Source organism: Streptomyces sp. NPDC048566 (genome assembly GCF_043199735.1).
Classification (GTDB): domain Bacteria; phylum Actinomycetota; class Actinomycetes; order Streptomycetales; family Streptomycetaceae; genus Streptomyces.
The window spans coordinates 56,990-71,669 of sequence record NZ_JBICWL010000019.1 but is presented as its reverse complement, the minus strand read 5'-3'; the positions used below and the strand labels follow the sequence as shown (position 1 = coordinate 71,669).

Below are 14,680 nucleotides of genomic sequence, written 5' to 3'. Positions count from 1 at the left end.
CGGACCCCGCAGCGGCGGGCCCCGGACCCCGAAGCGGCGGCCCCGGTCCGCGCGCCCGGGTTCCCGCCGCGCGTGCGTCCGCCGGGGCCCTGGCTCTCGGCTTGGGCGCCCCGGAGTCCGTGCCCCCGGGACGCGCGCCGGGACCCTGCCGGGCGGGTCAGCTGAGGCCCGCGCTGCGCGCCCGTTCGACGGCGGGGCCGATCGCGCGGGCCACGGCGTCGACGTCGTCCGCCGTGGAGGTGTGGCCGAGCGAGAAGCGCAGGGTGCCGCGGGCGAGGTCGGGGTCGGTGCCGGTGGCGAGCAGGACGTGGCTGGGCTGCGCCACCCCCGCCGTGCAGGCCGAGCCGGTGGAGCACTCGATGCCCTGTGCGTCGAGCAGCAGGAGCAGCGAGTCGCCCTCACAGCCCGGGAAGGTGAAGTGGGCGTTGGCGGGGAGCCGCCCGCCGGGTGCGGGGTCGCCGCCGAGGATGGCGTCGGGCACGGCCTTGCGGACGGCGTCGACCAGGTCGTCGCGCAGGGCGCCGATCTCGCGGGCGAACCACGCGCGCCGCTCGGCGGCCAGCCGTCCGGCGACCGCGAAGGAGGCGATCGCGGGCACGTCGAGCGTGCCGGAGCGGACGTGCCGTTCCTGGCCGCCGCCGTGCAGCACGGGCACCGGGGTGTAGGCGCGCCCCAGGAGCAGCGCGCCGATCCCGTACGGGCCGCCGATCTTGTGGCCGGAGACCGTCATGGCGGCGAGCCCGGAGGCGGCGAAGTCGACCGGGACCTGGCCGAATGCCTGGACGGCGTCGGCATGCAGCGGAACCCCGAACTCGGCTGCCACGTCGGCCAGTTCACGGACCGGCAGCAGCGTGCCGATCTCGTTGTTGGCCCACATCACGGTGGCGAGGGCGACGTCGTCGGGGTTGCGGGCGATCGCCTCGCACAGCGCGTCGGGGTGGACGCGGCCGTACCCGTCGACGGGGAGGTACTCGACCGTGGCGCCCTCGTGCTCGCCGAGCCAGTCGACGGCGTCGAGGACCGCGTGGTGTTCGACGGGGCTCGCCAGCACCCGCGTGCGGGCCGGCTCCGCGGCGCGGCGGGACCAGTAGAGGCCCTTCACCGCGAGGTTGTCGGCCTCGGTGCCGCCGGAGGTGAGGACCACCTCGCTGGGCCGGGCGCCGAGGGCGTCCGCCAGGGTCTCGCGGGACTCCTCGACCGTCCTGCGGGCGCGGCGGCCGGCGGCGTGGAGGGAGGAGGCGTTGCCCGTGACGCTCAGCTGGGCGGTCAGTGCCTCTACCGCCTCGGGGAGCATGGGGGTGGTCGCGGCGTGGTCGAGGTAAGCCATGGTGGGCCCGATTCTACGGGCCCGTCGCCCGCCTGCCGCCGCCCCCACCGGCGGGACCCCGGCGACGGTGACCCGGCGGGTGGCCGGGGTGTCGCGCGCCCGCCTGGAGCGGGTTGTTCCGCTCCCCCGGTCCGCGGGCCGGGCACGTCCGCGGAGGCCGCTCACCGGCGTGGTTCCCGCGTCCTTGCGGCGCCGGCCGGCCGGGCGCGGAGGCCGTCGCGTTGCGCGGCCGGGGTCAGAAGCTCCAGGACAGCGTGCTGTCCACCTGCATGAAGGCGATCAGGACGACCAGGTCGGCGATGCCCAGGCCGAGGCCGAGGAGGGCGCGGCCCTTGCGGGCGGTCCCGCGCCACAGGGCGACGGAGGCGAGGACGACGGCGAGCGGGCCGAGGACCACGTTGAGGACCAGCAGGCCCACGAGGCCGAGGATGAAGGCGGCCACGGCCATGCCGTCCGCGTCGCGGACGCGGCTCCGGCGGGCGGTGCGCTCGGGCGCGGCGGAAGGGGCGGGCGCCGCGGGGCGCGCGTCGCCCTCGTGGCGGCCGGCGCCGGAGTCACGGGTGGTGTGCGTGGTGCCGGCGGATCGGGTGGTGCCGGTGGTGTGCGTGGTGAGTGCCATGAGGGACGTCAGCTCCCAACGGTCGGTTGGTGCGGGAAGGTGATCACGGGCCGGTAGGCGGGGGTGCGGCGCGGCGGTCAGCCGGCGGAGGCGCGGCGGCGACGGGCTCCGCGCTCGCGCAGCGCGAAGACGGCCAGCCAGACGCCGATGGCGGCCGCGGCGACCAGCGTGACGGGCAGCGGCGCGTGCGCCACGGTGCCCATCACGACGCCGAGCAGCAGGAGTGTGGCGACGAGGAACAGCATGAGGTGCCTCTCGGAGAAGTCTCGTGGTCCGGTCCCGGGCCCGTGCCTCGACGATGAGGCCCCATTGTTTCCGGGACTTGACGACTCAGTGAACGGTTGTAGTAACAGTTGTTCACTGACTTATGAGTCTAGCGCGTCCGGGGCTTTGAATTTCCGGAGAACAGTTGTTAACTGCATGGCATGAGTCACACCCTGGGCATCCGGCAGGCGCAGAAGCAGAAGACCCGACAGGCGCTGCTGGACGCCGCGTTGGCGCTTCTGGAGGAGCAGAGCCTGAGCAGCCTGGGCCTGCGCGAGGTCACCCGCGCCGTGGGAGTCGCCCCTACCGCCTTCTACCGGCACTTCCGCTCGACGGCGGATCTCGGTGTGGCCCTGGTGGAGGAGGCGCTCGGCAGCCTGCACCCGATGATCGGCGACACCGTGTCCGCGGCCGGCGACAGCGACGAACGCATCGCCCGGGCAGTGGAACTGATTGCCCGTCATGTCGCGGCGCACCCCGCGCACGTCCGCTTCATCGCGCGCGAGCGGCACGGCGGGGTGCAGTCGGTGCGGGACGCGATCCGCGAGCAACTGGCGCGGTTCGCCGAGGAGGTGAGGGACGCGCTCGCCCGGCATCCCGAGTCGCGCGGGTGGAGCGCGGACGACCTGCTCATGCTGGCGGGCCTGTACGTCGACCACATGCTCATGGCTGCCTCGGCGTTCCTGGAGGCGTTGGACGCCTCCGAGGAGGAGCGGGAACGGGTGGCCCGGGTGGCGAGCCGGCAGATGCGGCTGATCAGCATCGGCCGCCGGCACTGGCTCGGCTGACCGGACCGGCCTCGGCGGCCGGCCCCCGCGCCGGCAGTCTCGCCGCGCCCGCGGCGCAGCGGCCCAACGCCCCAACGCCCCAACGCCCCAACGCCCCAACGCCCCAACGCCCCAACGGGGAACGCCGACGCGGCAGGGGCCGTCACACGCCGCGAGGCCGCCGACCCGAACGAACGGCGGACGATGACCGGCGAACGGCCAACAACCAACGGCCCAACGGGGAACGCCGACGCGGCAGGGCCATCACACGCCGCGAGGCCGCCGATCCGGGCGAACGGCGGACGATGACCGGCCAACGGGCAACGGGCAACGGGCAACGGGCTGAAACGGCCGTCGGGGCGCGCGCGACAGCGCCTCCTGCGGCCCGGTCAGACCGGCACACGGCCCGCCCCGCACACCCGGGCGGCCACGGCATCCCACCCGAACGAGGCCCCGCACGCCCGATGAGGGCGCGGGCGGGTGGACCGCCGTCGGCGGCGCGCCGGCGGGGCGGGACCCCCCGACCGGGGTCCCGCCCCGCGGGTCGCGCCGCCGACGGCCCCGGGGCGGCGCGTCAGGCGAGGCGCGCCCGGGCGAGCTGCCGGGACTGCGCGACCAGCCGGTCCGCGCTGTCCCAGACCTCCGCGTCCTCCTCCAGGAAGCCGCCCGCGAGGTTGCGCGTGGTGATCGACACCCGGAGGGGGCCGGGGGCCGGACGGCAGCGCACGTGCACCGTCAGCTCCACGGTCGGCACCCAGCCGGACAGGCCGATCTCGAAGGCCGTCGGCGGGAGCGCGTCGACGGCCAGCAGCAGGGACAGCGGGTCGGCGTCGCGGCCGTCGGCCAGCCCGAACCAGGAGCGCATCTCGCCCTTGCCGGACGGTGCGCCGAGCGCCCAGCCCAGCGTCGCGGGGTCGAGCTTGAGGAAGAGCCGGTCGGTGATCGCCGAGCTGCCGGGGATCGGGGCGGGCGCGTCCTGCGGGCCGAAGCACTGGTCCATCGGCGGGAGGACGGGCGGCCGGGCGGTGGTCCGGACGTCGTCGGGCAGTGCGTCCAGGTCGCCGTAGGAGGCCAGGACGCGGATGCGCTCGACCTCGCGGCCCTGCTCGTCGTACTGGAAGAGGGACGCCTGGCCCGTCGACAGGGTGCGGCCGGTGCGGACGACGTCCGTGCGGACGGTCGCGGGGCCCGGCTGGGACGCGGTCAGGTAGTGCGCGGAGACCGTGAACGGGTCGGAGTGCGGCAGGGCGTGGGCGAGCGCGCGGCCGAGGACGGCCAGCAGGTAGCCGCCGTTGACGGCGGTGATGATCGTCCACCCGGCGGAGAGGTCCACGTCGTAGACGCCGGGGGCGCGCTCGCTGACCGCGGTGTCGCGGTCGAACTCGCTGTCGCCGATCGTGGCCCGCGGGGCCTGTACCGAAGCTGCTTCTGGCATGCCCGAACGGTACAACAGGAAATTACTAAGCGGTAGCTTTGATGGGTGGACGAGCGGGCTCGGGCCCTCTCGAAGGAGACCGGGACCCGTGGGCCGCGGCTGGGCTGATCCCGGACACGGACGGGGGGGGTGCGCGGGGCGGACGCGGGGCGGTCACCCGCCCGACGGGCCCCGGGGAATCCCCGGCGCTCCCGGCTCCCCGGAGCCTCCCGGAACAGGCCGGTTCAGGGGGTCTCGGCCTCTTCCTCGCTGACCGTGGAGCGGCGGTTCCAGGCCCGCGGTGCACGCCAGTGGAACCGCATCGCGAGCAGCCTCAGCACGAACGCCGTCACCACGGCGAGGCCGCTGGTGAAGGGGGTGAGCGCGTCGTAGCGGATGCAGAGCGCCACCATGGTGGCGCCGACGATCGCGGGCACCGCGTACAGGTCGCGGTCCCAGCGCAGCAGCGAGGGCACCTCGTTGGCCAGGACGTCGCGCAGCACTCCGCCGCCGACGGCGGTCGCGAGGCCGAGGGCGGCGGAGGCGGTGAGGCCGAGTCCGTAGTCGTACGCCTTCACGGTGCCGGTGACGCAGAACAGTCCGAGTCCGGCCGCGTCGAAGACGTTCACCCCGACCTGGATGCGCTCCACCTGCGGGTGCAGGAAGAACACCAGCAGCGCGGCGACGAACGGCGTGGTGAAGTACCCCAGGTCGGTGAAGGCGGCCGGGGGCACGGCGCCGATGACGAGGTCGCGCAGCAGCCCTCCGCCCAGCGCGGTGATCTCCGCGAGGACCGCGATGCCGAAGACGTCGAAGTTCTTCCGGACGGCCAGCAGGGCGCCGGAGATCGCGAAGACGAAAATGCCGATCAGGTCGAGCGTGTGCTGGACGGAGGGGCTGAACAGTTGCTGGAACACCCCCACATTCTCACCCGTCGTGGGGCGTGCGCCTTACATAGCAAGGTCTACAGAGCCGGTTTCCCCGGAGTGAACAGCCACGTCCGGAAGAGGTCGTCGAGCTGCCGGCCGGAGACCTTCTCGGCGAGCGCGACGAAGTCGGCGGTGTCGGCGTTGCCGTAGCGGTGGAGCCTCGTCCAGGCGGGCAGCAGCCTGAAGAACGCGGTGTCCCCGATCCGTTCGCGCAGCATCTGGAGGGTCATCGCACCCCGCTGGTAGACGGCGGACGCGAACATGGTGTCCCGCTGCGGGTCGCCGACCGTGGTCTGCCAGAAGGACGAGCCCGCGGGCCGGGCGTCGTACCCGGCGACGAAGGAGTCGTGCGCGGAGCGGACGCCCTGGTGCTCCGCCCACAGCCACTGGGCGTAGGTCGCGAACCCCTCGTTCAGCCAGACGTCCTTCCAGCGGGCGACCGAGACGGAGTCGCCGAACCACTGGTGGGCCAGCTCGTGCACGATGGTCGACTCCGAGCGCACCGCGGAGTACGCGGGCTTCGACTGGACCTCCAGGGAGAAGCCCGCCTGCGGCATGTCGTCGACGATCGCCCCGGTCTCCTCGAACGGGTAGGGGCCAAAGACCCGCGACCAGTAGTCGGTCGCCGCGGCGGTGACGGCGTACACGTCGACGCTGCTGCTGTCGGCGAGCACCGGGTCGACGGCCACGTAGATCGGCGTCCCCCCGGGCGTCCGGCCCGTCCGCACGTCGAACTTCCCGATGGTGGCGGTCGCGAGATAGGTGGCCATGGGCCGGGCCTCGCGCCAGTGGGCGACGGTGGAACCGCCCTTGGTGCGCGTCGAGACCAGACGTCCGTTGGAGATCGCCGTCAGCCCCTTGGGGGCGGTGATGCGGATGTCGTAGGTGGCCTTGTCGGACGGGTGGTCGCTGGAGGGGAACCAGGTGGAGGCGGCGTTGGGTTCGCAGGCGACGAACACGCCGTCGGCGGTCTTCATCCACCCGTAGTCGGAGCCGAACACGATCGGGCCGTTGAGGGGCTCGGGGACACCGCCGTAGGTGACGGCGACGGTGAAGGTCCTGCCCTTGGCCAGCGGTCCGCGCGGGGTGATGCGGATCTCGTCGCCGGACCGCGTGAAGCGGGCGCGTCTGCCGTTCACCACGACCTTGGCGACCTCCAGCTTCTGGAGGTCGAGGTCGAAGGAGGAGAGGTTCCGGGTGGCCCGCGCGGTGAGCGTGGTCCGGCCGTCGAGGCGGTCGGTGGCCGGGTCGTACGCGACGTCGAGGGCGTAGTGGCGGGCGTCGAAGCCGCCGTTGCCCAGGTGGGGGAAATAGGTGTCACCGATGCCGTCGGCGCCCGGGGTGGGGGCGGAGGAGGCGGCGACCAGGAGGAAGGAGACCGCCGCGGTGGCGAGGGCGCCTAAACGTGCCGAACGGGAGAGTGCCATGAGCGTCCCTTTCGTACGTGTGCCGATCGGATGCGATCAGACGGACACGCAGGACTCTGCACTCTCCCGTTCGGGCATGTTCATGACTTTGCCAAGTCGTCACGGGCTGTGCCCGGTGACTCCCGGCGGCCGGTCACGCTACTTCTTGCCGTCCTCCGGAGCCTCCGCCGCCTCCGCCGGCCCGGCGGACTCGGGAGCCTCGGCGGGCTCGGCGACGGCCGCCTCCGGCACCTCGGCCGGTTCGGCAGGCTCGACCGGGTCAGCCGCCTCGGCCGGCTCGACCGGCGTCGGGGCCTCGGCGACCTTCAGGGTGTCGGCCGCCCTCGGCGCCTCGGCGATCGTCCCGGCCGCCGCCGCCCGCGCGGGGGGCACGGACGCGGACGCGGCCTCGGCCTCCGCCACGGCCTTCTCCCCGGAGGTGCCGTCCGCGCTCTCACCGACGAGTTCGACGGCCTCGCGCGCCGCCGACAGCAGCACCGTGTCGTGCGGGGCCTGGTCCTCGAAGTTCTCCGGGTGGTGGCAGGCCACCTGCTGACCGGGCTTCAGCTCGACGAGCGCCGGCTCGGTCGTCCGGCAGATCTCCGTGGCCTTCCAGCAGCGGGTGTGGAAGCGGCAGCCGCTCGGCGGCGCGATCGGCGAGGGCACGTCGCCCTTGAGCAGGATGCGCTCGCTCTTGGCGCCCCGGCGCTTGGGGTCCGGCACCGGCACGGCCGACATCAGGGCCTTGGTGTACGGGTGCATGGGCGCCTCGTACAGCGAGGTGCGGTCGGCCAGCTCGACGATCTTGCCGAGGTACATCACCGCGATGCGGTCCGAGACGTGGCGGACGACGGAGAGGTCGTGCGCGATGATCACGTAGGTGAGGCCGAGTTCGGACTGCAGGTCGTCCATCAGGTTCACGACCTGGGCCTGGATCGACACGTCGAGGGCCGAGACCGGCTCGTCCGCCACGACGAGCTTCGGCTTCAGCGCGAGCGCCCGGGCGATGCCGATGCGCTGGCGCTGGCCGCCGGAGAACTCGTGCGGATAGCGGTTGTAGTGCTCGGGGCTCAGACCCACCAGCTCCAGGAGGCGCTGGACCTCCTTCTTCACCCCGCCCTCCGGCGTGACGTCCTGGAGCCGGAAGGGCGCCGAGACGATCGAGCCGATGGTGTGGCGGGGGTTCAGCGACCCGTACGGGTCCTGGAAGATCATCTGGATGTCGCGGCGCATCGGACGCATCCCCGAGGCGCTGAGCCGGGTGATGTCCCGGCCCTCGAACTCGATGGTGCCGCCCGTCGGGTCCTGGAGCCGGGTGATGACCCGGCCCATGGTCGACTTGCCGCAGCCGGACTCGCCGACGACACCGAGCGTCTCGCCCTTGCGGACCTCGAAGTCGATGCCGTCGACCGCCTTGACCGCGGCGACCTGGCGCTGGAGGACGCCCTTGCGGATCGGGAAGTGCTTCTTCAGCCCCTGGACCCGCAGCAGGACCTCGCGGTCCTCCAGCGACTTCGCGCCGGCCGCGCGGTCGTCGGAGTCCGCTGCCTGCTGCGGGATCACCGCTTCGGCGGCGTCCGTCTTCTTCGTCTCACTCACAGCTTCGGCGCAATCTCTTCGGTCCAGATCCGCGTGCGGTCCTCCTGCGAGAGGTGGCAGGCGGTGTAGTGACCGCTGCCGATCAGCTGCAGTTCGGGGCGCACGGTGCGGGTGACATCGCCCTTGGGCAGGTCCGCGTACGGGCAGCGCGGGTGGAAGGCGCAGCCCGAGGGGACGTTGATGAGGCTCGGCGGCTGGCCCTTGACCGGGATGAGCCGGTCGGAGGTCTCGCGGTCGATCCGCGGCATCGAGCCGAGCAGACCCCAGGTGTAGGGGTGCTGCGGCTGCTCGAAGATCCGCTCGACGGAGCCGCGCTCCACGCAGCGCCCGCCGTACATCACCAGCACGTCGTCGGCGATCTCGGCGACCACGCCGAGGTCGTGGGTGATGATGACGACGGCGGAGCCGAACTCCTTCTGCAGGTCGCGGATGAGGTCGAGGATCTGCGCCTGGACGGTGACGTCCAGGGCGGTCGTCGGCTCGTCCGCGATGAGCAGTTCGGGGTTGTTGACGAGCGCCATGGCGATCATCGCGCGCTGCCGCATACCGCCGGAGAACTCGTGCGGGTAGCTGTCGGCGCGCTTGGCCGGCTCGGGGATGCCCACCCGGTCGAGCATCTCGATCGCCCGCCGGCGGGCGGTCTTCTTGTCGACCCGGTGGTGGACGCGGTACGCCTCCACGATCTGGTTGCCGATCGTGTAGTACGGGTGCATCGCGGACAGCGGGTCCTGGAAGATCATCGCCATCTCGCGGCCGCGCAGCCTGCGCACCTCGTCCGGGTCGGCGTTGACCAGTTCCTTGCCGTCCAGCCAGATCTCGCCGGACATGCGCACGTTCTTGCCGCGCGCGCCGAGCCGGTGCAGGCCCATGATCGCCAGCGAGGTGACGGACTTGCCGGAGCCGGACTCGCCCACGATGGAGAGGGTCTTGCCCTTCTCCACCGAGAAGGTCAGGCCGTCGACGGACTTGACCAGACCGTCGTCGGTCGGGAAGTGCACCTTGAGGTCGCGCACTTCGAGGAAGGCGCTCGGCGGGGCCGAGGGGGAGGAGACGGGCTCGCCGACCGCGGCGCCGGTCTTGGACAGTTCGGTCACGAGAGCCTCACCCGCGGGTCGGCGGCGGCGTACAACAGGTCCACCAGGAGATTTGCGATGACGACGAAGAAGGCGGCGAGCAGCGTCACGCCGAGGATTTTCGGCAGGTCGTTGTCGGTGATGCCCTGGACCGCGTACTGCCCGACTCCGGCCAGGGAGAACACGGTCTCGGTGATCACGGCACCGCCGAGCAGCAGACCGAGGTCCATGCCGAAGACGGTGATGATCGGGGTGAGCGCGGCGCGCAGTCCGTGCCGGACCACCACCCTGCGCTCCCGCAGGCCCTTGGAGCGGGCCGTGCGGATGAAGTCCTCGTTCATCGTCTCCAGCATGCCCGAGCGGGTGAGCCGGGCGTAGATGGCGGAGTACAGCAGAGCGAGGGAACACCAGGCCGGGAAGAGGGTGTTGGCCCACTGCGCCGGGTTCTCGGTGAACGGCACGTACGTGCGGCCGAAGATGGGCCACTGGTAGGTGAAGAGCAGCAGCGCCAGGTTGCCCGTGAAGAACATGGGCAGCGAGACACCGGCGAGCGCGACGCCCATGAAGGTGCGGTCGAAGACCGAGCGGGGCTTGAGCGCGGAGACGACGCCGATGGCGACACCGGAGACGAGCCACAGCACGGCGGCGCCGCCGGCCAGCGAGAGCGTGATCGGAAGGCGGGAGGTGAGCTCCGGCCAGACCGCCTGGTGGGTCTTGAAGGAGTACCCGAAGCACGGCGCGCTGCAGTGGGCCGTGGTGGGGCCGAGGTCGTAGGTAGCGCCTGTGACGATCCCCTTGATGAAGTGCCAGTACTGGACGTAGACGGGCTGGTCCAGACCGAGGTTGTGCTTGACCGCGAGAATGTCGGCCTTCGACGGGCTCTTCCCGATGTACTGCTGGGCCAGCTGGTCGGGGGTCTGACCGGCCAGTCTGGGGAGCAGGAAGAAGATGGCGAAGGTGACCGCGGAGACGACCAGGAGCAGGATCGCTGCCGCTGCCGTCCGACGGAGGATGTACGAGATCACGGGGATCGGCGCTGGTGCCCGCGGGCCGCAAAGCCCGCGGGCACCAATGCCTTCACCTGCCTTCCGGGGCTACTACTTCTTCGTGGTGCCGATGTTGAGGTAGTCGTACTGACCGCTGAAGGCAGCCGAGGAGACCAGGTTCGTGGCGTACTTCGGGCGGGCGAGGAGCACCTTGAAGTAGGTCAGCGGGACGATGACGGCGTCGTCCATGGTCTTCTTGTCGATCTCGGTGTACAGGGCGTTGCGCGCGGCGTCGTCCTGCGTGCCGATGGCCTTCTCGAGGAGCGAGTTGACGTCCTTGTTGTCGTACTGCGACAGGTTGGTGTTACCCGAGGAGCCGATCGCGCTGCCGTTCAGGATCTGCTGCAGGAAGCCGTAGCCGGAGGGCCAGTCGGCACCCCACTGCATCATGATCAGACCGATGTTGTTCTTCTCGGTGAACTTCGGGACACCCGCGTAGTCGGTGAAGTACTTGCCCGACGGGTACTGCTTCAGGCTGGCGTCGATGCCGACCTTCTTCAGCGAGTTGATGATCGCGGTGGCGGCGTCGATCTCCTGCGGGCGGTCGCTGCGCGCGGCGATGTTCGTCTTGACGGTCGACTTGCCGCAGGCCTTCAGCTGGTCCTTGGCCTTGGCCGCGTCACCCTTGTTGTCGGCCGACGCGTAGACGTCCGACTTCTCGTAGCCCGGGATGTCCGGCGGGAGGACGGTGGAGGCGATGTCGCCGCGCACCGGGCCGCCCTCGGCGGTCTGCACCGAGACCTTGTCGATCGCGAACTGCACGGCCTTGCGGCACGCGACGTTGTCGAACGGCTTCACCTTGGAGTTGATCGCCATGTAGACGAGACGGCCACCGTAGGTGTTGTCGGTGTCGGCCTTCTTGTCGGCGGAGGCGAGCACCTGGGCCTGCGTGGCGGCCTGGACGCCGGTGCCGCCGAGGTCGATCGCGTCGCCCGCGAGGACGTCCTTGTCGATCGTCTCGGCGTTCACCTTGAGGTTCACGACGATCTTGTCCGGGTACTGCTTGCGCAGCGGGTCGGTCTTGGCGTCCCAGTTCTCGTTGCGCACCAGGACGGCCTGCTTGCCGTCGGCGTAGCTCTTGAACTTGTAGGAGCCCGAGGAAACGATGTTCTTGACGTAGTCGACGCCGTTGTCCTTCGCCTGCGGGACCGGAGCGGTCTGCGGCGAGGCGACGAGGTAGTCGAACTCCTGGAACGCGGTCTTCAGGTGGAAGACGACGGTGGTGTCGTCCGGGGTCTCGATGGACGAGAGGCCCTTGCCGCTCTTGTCCTTGTAGGGACCCTTGTACTTGTCGCCGCCGACCAGGAACTGCTGGAAGTAGTTCGGGCCGAGGGAGAGGACGTCACGCGCGAAGTTCGAGCGCTCGACGGCGTACTTCACGTCCTTGGACGTGATCGGGGAACCGTCCTGGTACTTCAGGCCCGCACGCAGCTTGTACGTCCAGGTCTTGCCGCCGTCGCTCGGGACACCCTTGCTCGCCGCGAGGTCGGGGACGAGGGTGTTGCCCTTCTCGCCGGCACCGGGCTGGAACGTCATCAGCGGGCGGGCGTACAGCCGGCTGAGGTTGTACATGTACGCGTAGTACGTGTTGCCCGGGTCGAAGGAGTCCGGCACGTCGGAGTACTCGTACGTGACCGTGCCCCCCTTCTTCGTGGAGGCGTTGACGACGTCCTTGGTCGCTGCGTTGGCCCCAGCTGATTTGGCGGTGTCGTCGTTCTTGTTGTCATCGGCCTTGCTGCAGCCTGCGACGAGCAGGCTCGCGGAGCCGATGGCCGCAACTGCGGCCAGCGCTGACCTTCGCATGATGGGCGGGTTCCCCTCCATTGTCGGAAACTTGGTGGTCTCTCGGTGCGCGTCGGGCATCAGCGACTGCGCGGGTCGAGAGCGTCGCGGAGACCGTCGCCCAGCAGGTTGAAGGCGAGGACGGTCACGAAGATGGCGAGGCCGGGCACGATCATGAACTGCGGGTCGACCTCGTAGAAGGTCACCGCCTCACGGAGCATGCCGCCCCACGACGCCTGCGGGGGCTGGATGCCGACGCCGAGGAAGCTCAGGGACGCCTCGAAGAGGATGTTCGTCGGGATGAGCAGCGTCGAGTAGACGATGATCGGGCCGACCAGGTTGGGCAGCAGCTCCCGGAAGAGGATGTAGGGGCCCTTGGCGCCCATGCCCCGGGCGGCGTCCACGAACTCCCGCTCGCGCAGGGCGAGCGTCTGGCCTCGGACGATGCGGCCCAGGTAGGGCCAGTTGAAGAAGCCGATCACGAAGATCAGCACGCTCAGGTGGAGCGGGAGCCCTTCGAGGCCGAACGCGCCGCCCTGGAGGGTGGCGGAGATGGCGATCGCGAAGAGCAGGAGGGGGAAGGCGAGGAAGGTGTCCATCATGCGGCTGATGATCGCGTCGACCCGCCCGCCGTAGTACCCCGCGACGACGCCGAGGATCGCGCCGATCACGTTCGACAGGATGGTGGCGCCGAAGGCGACGACCAGGGAGACCCAGGAACCCTCGAGGATGCGGGTCGCGACGTCGCGCCCGAACTTCGGGTCCACGCCGAGCGGGTGATCCGCGCTCATGCCGCCGAACCCACCGGTGGGCAGCGAGGTGTTGGGGTCGATCAGGTCCTGGTGGAAGGCGTTCGGGTCGAGTCCGAACAGCGCCTGGATGGGCCGGGCGAGCACGGCCATCAGGATGAGCAGCACGACGATGACACCGCCGGCGACCGCCACTCTGTCGCGCTTGAAGCGCGTCCAGGCGATCTGCCCCAGGGAACGACCCTCGATCCGCCCCTTGTCGGCTCCGGTCGGCACAGCCTCCGGCTGTGCCTCCGACGCCGCCCCGGTGGTCTCGATCGGTGCGGTCACAGTGACCCGACCCTTCTCGCCGGTGGTGACCGGCCTACGCCTGCCGCTGTCTGCGGCTTGGTTCACTTGCTCGCCGGGAAGCCGGCCGCAGATGGTGCGGCCCGATGACCCGGCTGATCCTTCGACTTGCACTCGCTCGCGGAATCGATGACCCCGCGTCTGATGGGCGAGTCTTCAGTGCCGCCACGATCACGTGCCAGGTCTGATGGAGAAAGTATGCGCAACCGTGATGCTTGTAGGTGGATTCCGTTATCCGAACAGTGGGTAACGACAGCCGGACGAGGGGCAGTTGGGCACGAAGGGTCCACGCCGACCCCTATGACCACAGAAAGCCCCGAATCGGGACAACCACCGCATGCTCCTGCTCCCCCGCAGGTCAGCACCATGGCGCGCACGACACGGGATGGCCGCGCGTGAGGACATGATGCCAGCAGCGCTCGTACTGCCGTACGACAGGTCCGGGATGCGGGACGCGCTCAGTATCCGCCGCGGGCCGGCGGATAGCCGTAGCCGCCCGCCACCGGGGCCTGGGCCGGGGCCGCGTGGGCCTCGCGGTCGTAGAACGGACGGGCCTGGGAGCGCAGCCACATGGCGACCGGGTCGAACAGGTCCGACATGGCGACCGTCGAGACGGGCAGCCCCTCGGGGACCGCCCCGATGGACTGCTGCATCATCGCCCGCACCGAGTCGACGGCGGGCGGCGAGGTGTCGTACACGTCGAGGCCGATGGCCAGATACGGCGCCCCGAGCGCGGGCTGCACCCAGGCGCGGCGCAGCGAGCGGACGGCCGGGGTGCGGTGCGCGTTCTGCGTCAGCAGGGCGTAGAACTGCGGGATCTCGATGCCGGGTTCGGACAGCCGGAGCGGTCCCGCGGGCTGCCGCTCCAGTCCGGCGGCGATCCGGCGCAGATCGAGCCACGGGATGCCGAGGCCGCCGCCGGGGGCGTGCGGATTCAGCCAGATGCCGAAGTGGTCGGGGTAGAGGGTGCGCGCGACGTCCAGGCCGTCGACGACTTCGTACGAGCGGTTCCAGCCGCTGGCCGACAGCTCCTGGGCCGAGGTGACGCAGGGGGCGTAACCGAAGCCCTCCACCTGCATGTTGCCGTACTGGGCGTCCGGGGAGCCGGCCTGGCCGTGCCACAGCAGCATCCACACCTGGCCGGACGAGGGGGTCGCGAGCGCGCGCAGGAGCGCCTCGTAGGCGTCGTAACGCCCGGGCGTCACCTGGCGCAGCATGTGCTCGACCTGCCCGGCCGCGGCCGTGCCCGACGCGCTCACCCTTCAACCGCCCCTTCGAGAACACATCACGACGAATTCATCCCTCACGCCCGAGGCGCCGGCCGAGAACGTGCGTCACCCCCGACCGGCCCATGAAA

Annotated in this window: 13 protein-coding genes; 1 reads left to right on the top strand and 12 read right to left on the bottom strand. The window is 71.0% G+C overall.

The genetic code is table 11. The annotated features are described in order from the left end of the window. Window positions 1-157 precede the first annotated feature (157 nt). The 3 genes from ACGFS9_RS24805 to ACGFS9_RS24795 all read right to left on the bottom strand — a co-directional run bounded on the left by ACGFS9_RS24805 (window position 158) and on the right by ACGFS9_RS24795 (window position 2,191). Entirely contained in the window at window positions 158-1,327 is a 1,170-nt protein-coding gene (locus ACGFS9_RS24805; RefSeq protein WP_393256265.1) for a cysteine desulfurase family protein, read from the bottom strand. A gap of 235 nt (window positions 1,328-1,562) precedes the next feature. Then, on the bottom strand, window positions 1,563-1,775 hold the full coding sequence (locus ACGFS9_RS24800) for a DUF4190 domain-containing protein (RefSeq protein ID WP_393256335.1): 213 nt from the start codon (window positions 1,773-1,775) through the stop codon (window positions 1,563-1,565). Window positions 1,776-2,023: 248 nt separating this feature from the next. After that, window positions 2,024-2,191 carry a hypothetical protein gene (locus ACGFS9_RS24795; protein WP_393256264.1) on the bottom strand — a complete coding sequence of 56 codons (168 nt, stop codon included), beginning with the start codon at window positions 2,189-2,191 and terminating at the stop codon, window positions 2,024-2,026. A gap of 180 nt (window positions 2,192-2,371) precedes the next feature. On the opposite strand from ACGFS9_RS24795, the gene ACGFS9_RS24790 reads away from it, so the two are divergent. Beyond that, entirely contained in the window at window positions 2,372-2,998 is a 627-nt protein-coding gene (locus ACGFS9_RS24790) for a TetR family transcriptional regulator (RefSeq protein ID WP_393256263.1), read from the top strand. Window positions 2,999-3,551: 553 nt separating this feature from the next. Here ACGFS9_RS24790 and ACGFS9_RS24785 read toward each other — a convergent pair. The 9 genes from ACGFS9_RS24785 to ACGFS9_RS24745 form a co-directional block, all read right to left on the bottom strand. After that, a complete protein-coding gene (locus ACGFS9_RS24785) occupies window positions 3,552-4,412 on the bottom strand; it encodes a thioesterase family protein (protein WP_393256262.1) in 861 nt (286 codons plus the stop codon). 224 nt (window positions 4,413-4,636) lie between these two features. Then, window positions 4,637-5,308, bottom strand: coding sequence for a trimeric intracellular cation channel family protein (locus tag ACGFS9_RS24780; RefSeq protein ID WP_393256261.1), 672 nt, complete (start codon window positions 5,306-5,308; stop codon window positions 4,637-4,639). 47 nt (window positions 5,309-5,355) lie between these two features. Next, window positions 5,356-6,747, bottom strand: coding sequence for a M1 family metallopeptidase (locus ACGFS9_RS24775; protein WP_393256259.1), 1,392 nt, complete (start codon window positions 6,745-6,747; stop codon window positions 5,356-5,358). A gap of 138 nt (window positions 6,748-6,885) precedes the next feature. Next, window positions 6,886-8,325, bottom strand: a complete 1,440-nt coding sequence (locus tag ACGFS9_RS24770; protein WP_393256257.1) for an ABC transporter ATP-binding protein — start codon at window positions 8,323-8,325, stop codon at window positions 6,886-6,888. Then, the gene (locus tag ACGFS9_RS24765) at window positions 8,322-9,419 is read right to left on the bottom strand and encodes an ABC transporter ATP-binding protein (protein WP_393256255.1); all 1,098 of its coding nucleotides are present in this window, start codon (window positions 9,417-9,419) and stop codon (window positions 8,322-8,324) included. The genes ACGFS9_RS24770 and ACGFS9_RS24765 overlap by 4 nt, the downstream gene beginning before the upstream one ends. Then, window positions 9,416-10,423: an ABC transporter permease gene (locus tag ACGFS9_RS24760; protein WP_393256254.1), complete on the bottom strand. Its 1,008-nt coding sequence runs from the start codon at window positions 10,421-10,423 to the stop codon at window positions 9,416-9,418. Before ACGFS9_RS24760 ends, ACGFS9_RS24765 begins: the two co-directional genes overlap by 4 nt. A gap of 72 nt (window positions 10,424-10,495) precedes the next feature. Continuing rightward, complete coding sequence (locus tag ACGFS9_RS24755) at window positions 10,496-12,268, bottom strand: ABC transporter substrate-binding protein (RefSeq protein WP_393256252.1); 1,773 nt, start codon at window positions 12,266-12,268, stop codon at window positions 10,496-10,498. A gap of 38 nt (window positions 12,269-12,306) precedes the next feature. Continuing rightward, window positions 12,307-13,305 carry an ABC transporter permease gene (locus tag ACGFS9_RS24750; RefSeq protein ID WP_393256251.1) on the bottom strand — a complete coding sequence of 333 codons (999 nt, stop codon included), beginning with the start codon at window positions 13,303-13,305 and terminating at the stop codon, window positions 12,307-12,309. 476 nt (window positions 13,306-13,781) lie between these two features. Continuing rightward, entirely contained in the window at window positions 13,782-14,582 is an 801-nt protein-coding gene (locus ACGFS9_RS24745; protein ID WP_393256250.1) for an enhanced serine sensitivity protein SseB C-terminal domain-containing protein, read from the bottom strand. Between the last annotated feature and the right edge of the window lie 98 nt (window positions 14,583-14,680).

Bases quoted from the DNA above. Each gene is read 5' to 3' on its own strand.
- ACGFS9_RS24790 (WP_393256263.1), top strand. From the start codon at position 2,372: ATGAGTCACACCCTGGGCATCCGGCAGGCGCAGAAGCAGAAGACCCGA.
- ACGFS9_RS24800 (WP_393256335.1), bottom strand. From the start codon at position 1,775: ATGGCCGTGGCCGCCTTCATCCTCGGCCTCGTGGGCCTGCTGGTCCTC.
- ACGFS9_RS24795 (WP_393256264.1), bottom strand. From the start codon at position 2,191: ATGCTGTTCCTCGTCGCCACACTCCTGCTGCTCGGCGTCGTGATGGGC.
- ACGFS9_RS24755 (WP_393256252.1), bottom strand. From the start codon at position 12,268: ATGGAGGGGAACCCGCCCATCATGCGAAGGTCAGCGCTGGCCGCAGTT.
- ACGFS9_RS24785 (WP_393256262.1), bottom strand. From the start codon at position 4,412: ATGCCAGAAGCAGCTTCGGTACAGGCCCCGCGGGCCACGATCGGCGAC.
- ACGFS9_RS24805 (WP_393256265.1), bottom strand. From the start codon at position 1,327: ATGGCTTACCTCGACCACGCCGCGACCACCCCCATGCTCCCCGAGGCG.
- ACGFS9_RS24775 (WP_393256259.1), bottom strand. From the start codon at position 6,747: ATGGCACTCTCCCGTTCGGCACGTTTAGGCGCCCTCGCCACCGCGGCG.